At 53.3% G+C, this 5363-nt stretch carries 6 protein-coding genes; 3 read left to right on the top strand and 3 right to left on the bottom strand.

Translation table 11 applies throughout. The features are described from left to right. The coding region (locus tag JCM13995_RS16430; protein WP_225350909.1) for a hypothetical protein at nt 1–248 on the top strand (248 nt) is incomplete at its 5' end. Here JCM13995_RS16430 and serS read toward each other — a convergent pair. From serS to JCM13995_RS12765, 3 genes are all read right to left on the bottom strand, one after another. Further along, on the bottom strand, nt 235–1515 hold the full coding sequence (gene serS, locus JCM13995_RS12775) for a serine--tRNA ligase (protein ID WP_054666283.1): 1281 nt from the start codon (nt 1513–1515) through the stop codon (nt 235–237). The genes JCM13995_RS16430 and serS overlap by 14 nt on opposite strands. 278 nt (nt 1516–1793) lie before the next feature. Beyond that, complete coding sequence (locus JCM13995_RS12770; protein ID WP_054666280.1) at nt 1794–2579, bottom strand: hypothetical protein; 786 nt, start codon at nt 2577–2579, stop codon at nt 1794–1796. Then, nucleotides 2569–3378 (bottom strand): helix-turn-helix domain-containing protein, encoded by an 810-nt coding sequence (locus JCM13995_RS12765; protein ID WP_054666277.1) that lies wholly within the window; start codon nt 3376–3378, stop codon nt 2569–2571. Before JCM13995_RS12765 ends, JCM13995_RS12770 begins: the two co-directional genes overlap by 11 nt. A 339-nt stretch (nt 3379–3717) precedes the next feature. Between JCM13995_RS12765 and JCM13995_RS12760 the strand changes: the two genes are divergently transcribed. After that, nucleotides 3718–4452 carry a helix-turn-helix domain-containing protein gene (locus tag JCM13995_RS12760; protein WP_054666273.1) on the top strand — a complete coding sequence of 245 codons (735 nt, stop codon included), beginning with the start codon at nt 3718–3720 and terminating at the stop codon, nt 4450–4452. Nucleotides 4453–4557: 105 nt separating this feature from the next. Continuing rightward, complete coding sequence (locus JCM13995_RS12755) at nt 4558–5223, top strand: hypothetical protein (RefSeq protein ID WP_054666269.1); 666 nt, start codon at nt 4558–4560, stop codon at nt 5221–5223. Nucleotides 5224–5363: the final 140 nt, after the last annotated feature.

Genomic DNA, 5363 nt, shown 5'->3' with positions numbered 1-5363 from the left:
AAAAGACAACTTTAACAGTCTATCAATTAGGCACCGCATTGTCAACCGTTTTTTTTCAAACACCCGCGCAGCAGCTAGGCGCCGCTGCGTTTTTGACAACGTTGACTATATTACCAACCAGGCGAAGACGCGTCAACTACTTTTTGAAAAAGAAACGAGTAAATCACCGCAATGACTGCCAAAAAGCCTCTGCAAACGCCAAAAAAACAGCCGCATCCCTGCGACTGTCTGCACTTATTCTCCTTTGATCACGGTTTGCCCAGCCATGTACGGCACCAGCACATCGGGAATTGTCACCGAACCATCGGCATTTTGGTAGTTTTCCAAGATTGCGGCGACTGTGCGACCCACCGCTAACCCGGAGCCATTGAGTGTGTGAACAAACTGCGGCTTGCCGTTCTCATCGCGGTAACGGATCTGTGCGCGCCGCGCCTGGAAGTCCGTGCAGTTACTGCAGCTCGAGATTTCCCGGTACGTATCCTGCGCCGGCAGCCAAACTTCAAGGTCGTTGGTTTTCGCCGACGTGAAACTAGCATCGTTTGAGGCAAGCGTAATCACGTGATACGGCAGGCCCAGCTTTTGCAGCAGGTCCCCAGCGTCGTGAACCAACTTCTTCAGTTCATCCCACGAGTCTTCAGGCTTGCAGAACTTGACCATTTCGACCTTGTTGAACTGATGCATCCGGATCAGGCCCCGGGTGTCACGCCCCGCCGACCCGGCCTCAGACCGAAAAGCAGGCGTCAACGCTGTCACGCTGATCGGCAGCTTCTCGGCATCGATAATGTCACCACGATAATAGTTGACCAGCGGCACCTCAGCGGTTGGGATCAGCGTCAACGGATCGTCCTCGTTCATGATCGTGTAAACGTCTTTGGTGAACTTAGGAAACTGCCCCGTACCGAACATCGAATCGTTGTTGACCAGGTACGGCGGAATGATTTCCTCATACCCTTCCTTATAGTGCTCATCCAAGAAGAAGTTGTAAACGGCCCGCTCCAGGCGCGCACCTGCACCCTTGTAATAAACGAACCGCGCCCCAGACACCTTGGCTGCCCGTTCAAAATCCAGGATACCCAAGGATTCGCCCAGCTCATAATGCGCTTTCGGCTTGAAATCAAAGTGCGGGATGTTGCCCCACTTGTACTCTTCACGCGAGTCGTCCTCGTTCAAAGACATCGGGACATCGTCAGCAGGAAAGTTCGGCAGCCGCACCAGCACATAATTGAGCTTTTCCTCAACTGCGGCCAGTTCCTTATCAAGCTTGCCAATCTTCTGTCCGACCTCACGCATCTCTTTGATATCATCATCTGCGTTTTCCTTGTTACGCTTCTTCTGCGCGATTTGGCCGGACACCTCGTTGCGCTTAGCTTTTAACTGCTCGGTCTGCGCGATCAGTGCGCGGCGCTTGTCGTCATCGGCGAGTAAGTCATCAATTTCCTCCGGCTTGACTGCACGGGCCGCCAGTTTCTGCTTGGCCCAGGCAGGGTCTTTACGGATCACTTTAATGTCTAACATGCATATCCTCCTCTACGTAATTGCATACAAAAAGCCCTTCATCTCATTTGGGACGAAAGGCTCTTCCGCGGTGCCACCCAAGTTTGGTCTAAAGACCACCCTTAATTTGCTGCTAACGGTCAGCGCCGTGCGGCTCGTCGCCGCCCACTGTCGTGCTGGAAGTGAGACGTCCCGGCTCGCACCGCCCGCCGGGTCTCTGGAAGTCTCAAAATGGGCACCTAATCACGTGTTATTTTGTCACTGCTAGAATACTGCAAACCACCCATTGGTGCAACCAATCAGTAGTCAAAATTCTCGTCGCGACTGCCTTCATTTTTATTTTCCCAGATCTGGCGCAGTTCAGCGTACAGCTCCCCGAACCAGTCGTTCGAGGCACTCGCCGCCCACTTGTACGTCAAGATCCCGGCCCGCCGCTTAGTTGCATCCGGCACGGTCGCACTTTCGATGACCAAATCGACATTCTCCAGCCCATCATCGGGTGACACCAACTCAACAAACGGCTGGGCCATCAAAAAGCTGAGCAAATCAACGTAACCCAGTCCGGCCTGCTCGGTCATCGCCGCCACGCGCACCTTGCTCTTCGGGGCAAACTGCTGGGCGACCTGGAGCACGTCTTTATAAAAGGCCTCGGTCAGCGCATCCAGGTGGGGCTTCAGTTCGTCGAGCTCGTTCACGTAAACCACATGCTCCAGCGTCTGTCTGACCCGTTTCTTGAGTAGCGAATTGTCAGGCATTGCCACCAGATGCTCATTGATCTCGTAGGCGATCACCTGGGACAGGTCCTCGCCAAACTCCAGCGTGAACACCACATTGGCCAGCAAGTTGGCCTTCAGCAGATTCATTGCCCCTTCAGGCAGCCGATCACTGGTCAGAAAAGCCACTGGTAACTTCGCCAAGAACTCCGTGACCAAGGTGTAAAGCGGCAGGTTATAATGCCGGAACCGTTCCATCGTCCGCGCCATGGTCTGGCTGTTGGTCGTGCCAAACAGCGGCAGAAAATTAAAGACAAAGTACATCGCTGCACTCTCGCCCATTTGCCCTTCAGTGGAAAACTTAGGGAACAAAAAAGTCCTGCGCCAAACTCGGCTGCAGTTCCTCAAACATGTTCGCGGTCGGGTAGCGAAGCGTCAATTGATTGGGATCATAGGTGATCACGTGACCCTCACTGGACCGTTTGTGCGCAATAGCGGTGTAATACATTGTCACTTCGCGCGTGACGTAATTCGGCTTGTTCATATCATATAAGGTGACCGTTTCATCAACGACCCGGCCCACCGCCTCGCGCTTCAAATCATCGAAAGGCCAACCGGCGCCATCCGTCGCCAGCCAGAAGATCATCGTCAAAAACACGCGGATCCGTTTTTCATCACCTTGCAGGCTAAGGGTTTCGTACGAGAAACGGACGCCGAACTTGCGCGCAAAATCGCGCAACGGCTTCAAGTGTCGCAGCATCGTGGCCTTGCTGGCATGGCTCGCCTTCAGAAATTCGGCAAAATCTTTGTAGTCGTGATAAACCAGCGTGTGCAGGAAGCGGTACGGGTGATCCTTTTGCACTAAAAAGAGCCGCACCTGACTAGACGGCACGTTGAACAGCTTGCGCACCGTGGTGGTCTTAGTGCCGATCATCTCCTGGAGGGTTTCCACTAGGCTGTTGTAGGTGTTGTAAACTGAGCCATAATTGCGCCGGGTCAGCGCCGCGATTTGCTTCAGATTGACGTCCGTCACCAGCGGTTCGTCCGCCCGCTCGCGGGTCAGCCTTTCCGCCACTGGCGTTTGCGATGACCGGGCGTTGACGATTCGCCGGAAAAGACTCGTCTCCTCCGCCTGGGACTGCGCCAGAAAGATATCTTCGCGACCTCTCATAAAAATGCCTCTTTTCGTGTGATCGATGCATGAGCCTGCATTTCAAGAACAATTATAGGCGCCGCGCTCAAAATAGGCCAATAATATTTTGCTATTAATGAGAACTTTCTTAGAGGCGAATTGCTCAGGACCATCAGTTGTGCTTAGCGTACCCAATTTGTGTAACTTTGCCTTCATTTTGTTCAGTATTTATCGACCCGCTATTTGATTGTCTCTCCGCAAAAATTAATCAACTTTATCAAATAGTTTTGGGGTGACCCACTTTTTCCCAGACTCAAACATGTGGTATTCTGACCTTGATTAATTATCCGAACACAAACCGCGGAGGAGGCGAGCGCCATGAATTTCGAAACTATTTTCTTGGAAAAATCCGACCTGCAAAAGTTCACCATGTTTCGCACGCTCGTCACAAACCAAACGCAAAGCCTGTCCATTACTGACTTGGCCGAGCGTTTAACGCTGTCGTACCAGCAAAGCTACAACGTCTTCCAGGAGCTGACCCGCGACCTGGTGACCCTTTCCGGTGAACCAGTAGGCAAAATCAAGCAGTCACTGACCGACGGCGCCGCACTTTCTCTGTCAGTCGATGACTACCGGCTGTTCCTGCTGAACAACTCGATTGCCTTCCAGTTCGTCGACTATCTCGTGCAGGGCACTCAGCAAAGCGTCAGTCGGTTTTGTGCCGAGCACTACATCAGCAGGTCCACGCTAATGCGCAAAACGGCCATGGTCCGCAGCTTTTTGGCCGGCTTCAAGGTCAAGATCTCACTCACCCAGGCCACGTTTGTCGGTGATGAAAAACAAGTTCGCCTGTTCCTGCAGCTGTTTTACTGGCTCAGCTATCATGGCAGTCGCTGGCCGTTTCGCGCACTCGATTTTACCCGGCTGAGCAAGCAGTACCAAGCCCTACCCACCGCAGATTCAAACCCGATCACGGCCAGCCAAGAGCGCCTGTTTTGGGGCGTCTGTCGCACCCGCATGAGCCGGGGCCACTTTGTCACCCTGAACGCCGCGTTTAGCGAGTCAGTCCCGCAGCGTGTGCTCAACGACGGCGGTTTACCCGAGCAAGCCTAATCCCAACGTTCCGCAAGCCGCCTTGGACGCGGAGACCATTTTTTTCTACTTCTTCCAGCAAAAAAAACGATCCGCTTCTCAGCACCCAATCCTGACACGGTCAAGATGAGCCGGTATCTTGAAGCAATCAACAGTCCGGCCGCACAGCTGGTTGCCGGGCTGCCCGAAGCGGTCCACGACCATTCAACCGGCACCCCTTCCCCTGACCCCTTTGACTATCCCCAGCTGCACGCTAACTTGATGCGCGTGGCCGCGTCTTTCTATCTCATGGGTGGGAATTTTGTTAAGCAATCCGACTTCTTCAAGCCGTCGTTGCCCAACTACATGCAAAAACACGCACGCCAGACGCTGAGTCAGTACATTGACAGCCTGCCAGACGACCCAGGATTTGCCGCGTTCAAGCGCGCCAAGCGGCCTCTGGTCGAAATGCTTTTCTACCTCCTTGTACCCTATCTGCGGCAATTCCAGTGGCAGGAAACCGTCAAGGTCAAGCTGGTCATGGAAACCACGGACACCGTGAATCGCAACATCATCGATTTTGTCCGCAATCTGAACGTCGTCGAACTGCTTTCAGACGACGCGCCGCTTGAAGATGCGGACCTGCTGGTCACCGCTTTGGACGATTTTGTCGATCCCGGGGCTTTGGCGGCACTGCCCGCTCACATTGCCAAATTTAACTGGTACCTGGATGCCACCGATGGCGACTACCGAAGTCTATTTGAAACGGTCTACAACCTGTTTCACCAAAAACTGATCGCCACTGGCAATTAAAAACAGCGGCGTCCATTAATGGCCTGGGCACGTTCCATCAAGCAACAACCAAATGAACAAGCACCCCTGCACCGCGATTCCACACCGAATCACATTGCAGAAGTGCTTGTGTTTTGGGCTGAAACCACTTAATGTCTCAG

It is taken from the genome of Lacticaseibacillus camelliae DSM 22697 = JCM 13995 (genome assembly GCF_001311195.1).
GTDB lineage: Bacteria > Bacillota > Bacilli > Lactobacillales > Lactobacillaceae > Lacticaseibacillus > Lacticaseibacillus camelliae.
The sequence above is the reverse complement of the archived record's forward strand: the minus strand, read 5'-3'. Positions and strand labels throughout refer to the sequence as shown.

Excerpts from the sequence above, each read along its gene's own strand:
- JCM13995_RS12765 (WP_054666277.1), bottom strand. The coding sequence starts at position 3,378 with ATGAGAGGTCGCGAAGATATCTTTCTGGCGCAGTCCCAGGCGGAGGAG.
- JCM13995_RS12755 (WP_054666269.1), top strand. The coding sequence starts at position 4,558 with ATGAGCCGGTATCTTGAAGCAATCAACAGTCCGGCCGCACAGCTGGTT.
- serS (WP_054666283.1), bottom strand. The coding sequence starts at position 1,515 with ATGTTAGACATTAAAGTGATCCGTAAAGACCCTGCCTGGGCCAAGCAG.
- JCM13995_RS12760 (WP_054666273.1), top strand. The coding sequence starts at position 3,718 with ATGAATTTCGAAACTATTTTCTTGGAAAAATCCGACCTGCAAAAGTTC.